This window comes from Salmonella sp. SAL4457 (genome assembly GCF_046548235.1).
GTDB lineage: Bacteria > Pseudomonadota > Gammaproteobacteria > Enterobacterales > Enterobacteriaceae > Salmonella > Salmonella enterica.
On the sequence record NZ_JBGDZO010001405.1, the window covers coordinates 1 to 233 of the forward strand.

Annotated in this window: 1 pseudogene; it reads left to right on the forward strand. The window is 64.4% G+C overall.

The features are described from left to right. Positions 1–233: pseudogene (locus ACLJNW_RS28785) on the forward strand (EamA family transporter); the annotation flags it as partial.

The following is a 233-nucleotide window of genomic DNA, read 5'->3' on the forward strand; positions in this document are numbered from 1 at the left end:
GTTCCCGCTCTACTTCAAACTGCTCGAACGCATTCCCGCGGTGGAAATCATCGTCCAGCGCGCGGTCTGGTCGGCCCTGTTCGGCGCCGTCCTGCTGCTGTTCTGGAAACACCCGGGCTGGTGGCGCGAGCTGCGCCAGAATCCGCAGCGCTTCGTCGTGCTGGCCGCCAGCGGACTGCTGATCGCCAGCAACTGGATGACCTATGTCTGGGCGGTGAACAACGGCCACATGC